General features: G+C 50.8%; 2 protein-coding genes. Both read right to left on the bottom strand.

Going from position 1 to position 1613, the window contains the following annotated elements; all coding sequences use genetic code 11:
- Positions 1-282: 282 nt before the first annotated feature.
- The gene (locus tag A918_RS0112500; RefSeq protein ID WP_371257519.1) at positions 283-795 is read right to left on the bottom strand and encodes a dihydrofolate reductase; all 513 of its coding nucleotides are present in this window, start codon (positions 793-795) and stop codon (positions 283-285) included.
- Positions 792-1586: a thymidylate synthase gene (locus tag A918_RS0112495; protein ID WP_022711395.1), complete on the bottom strand. Its 795-nt coding sequence runs from the start codon at positions 1584-1586 to the stop codon at positions 792-794. Before A918_RS0112495 ends, A918_RS0112500 begins: the two co-directional genes overlap by 4 nt.
- Positions 1587-1613: the final 27 nt, after the last annotated feature.

The raw sequence follows: 1613 nt of genomic DNA, 5'->3' as shown, positions 1-1613 counted from the left end.
TTAGAGCCGCCATTATTGGAACCGCCGTTGCCGGATCCGCCATTCTTATCGCCGCCGCCCCATGGGCCGCCGCCATTTTGATTACTCCAGGGCATCCTCACCTCTCGTGCCAGATGTCAGAGGCGGAACACCTCTATTCATCAATCAGTATGTTCCGTTTATAGGTACGCAAAAGCAGTCTTTCAACGCAGGACACGCAGATTCATCACGCTTTTGTAATTTTCTGGCAAAATAGTTGATCGACATGGTAAAAAACAGCTTTTTATGCAGCTGTCTTTTCGTTTAGCGCCGGTCGTAAACCACATAGCGGGTCGGGTAATTATCTTTCTCGCCCGCCGGTACATCTTCTTCGCTGGTGATCTGCCAGACTTGCGGATCAACAGGGCCGAAAAAAGCATCCCCATCTATGCTGGCTTTAATATGTGTCACATGCAGGCGCGTGGCCTTATCCATTGCCTGCGCATAAATCTGTGCACCGCCGATTACGCAAATCTCATCGACACCGGATTCGCGTGCTGCTTTTTCACCGGCAATCAGCGCTTCATCAATTGAGGGCACAACCAGCGCACCTTCCGCGCTGTAACCGGCATCACGGGTAATCACAATATTGGTGCGGTTCGGCAACGGGCGACCAAGGGTTTCCCATGTTTTGCGCCCCATCACCACCGGCTTGCCGAGCGTAAGCTTTTTAAAGCGCTGCAAATCCGTGGAAAGACGCCATGGCATGCCATTGTCACGCCCGATCACACCATTCTCAGAAACGGCAACTACAAAAAAAATAATCATGGTCATCACACCGCAATCGGCGCTTTGATAGATGGTTCGGCCTCATAGCCAACCAGCTTGAAATCCTCAAAGCGGAAGGCAAACAGGTCTTTTATATCAGGATTGATTTCCATCACCGGCAGCGCTTTCGGCTCGCGGGTCAGCTGCAACTTCGCCTGATCGAAATGATTGTGATAGAGATGCGCATCACCGAGCGTATGCACAAAATCCCCCAGTTTCAGACCGGCAACCTGCGCAATCATCATGGTAAGCAGCGCATAGGATGCGATGTTAAACGGCACGCCGAGGAAAATATCAGCTGAACGCTGATAGAGCTGGCACGATAATTTGCCGTCGGCCACATAAAACTGGAACAGGCAATGGCATGGCGGCAGCGCCATTTCATCAACCAGCGCCGGATTCCACGCAGATACAATCAAACGTCTTGAATTAGGATTCTTCTGCAAATCCCTTATAAGATTCGCAATCTGGTCGATATGCGTACCATCCGGTTTCGGCCATGAACGCCATTGCGCACCATAGACCGGACCGAGATCGCCATTCTCGTCTGCCCACTCATCCCAGATGCTTACACCATTCTCTTTGAGATAGTAGATATTGGTGTCGCCACGCAAAAACCACAGCAATTCATGGATGATAGAGCGCAGATGCAGCTTTTTGGTTGTCAGAACAGGAAAGCCCTGAGCGAGATCAAAACGCATCTGATAACCGAAAACCGAGCGCGTGCCGGTACCGGTGCGATCACCGCGGTCAGTGCCATTGTCGAGAACGTGCTGAAGAAGATCAAGATATGTACGCATAGATGGTCTTTAGCCTTTTTCAGCGAA

Source organism: Pseudochrobactrum sp. AO18b, assembly GCF_000409565.1.
GTDB classification, from domain to species: domain Bacteria; phylum Pseudomonadota; class Alphaproteobacteria; order Rhizobiales; family Rhizobiaceae; genus Pseudochrobactrum; species Pseudochrobactrum saccharolyticum.
Note: the sequence above shows the minus strand (reverse complement) of the source record. Positions and strands in the feature narration are given on the sequence as shown.

What these genes read in the sequence shown, in the direction of transcription:
- A918_RS0112495 (WP_022711395.1), bottom strand. Translation starts at nt 1,586, where the DNA reads ATGCGTACATATCTTGATCTTCTTCAGCACGTTCTCGACAATGGCACT.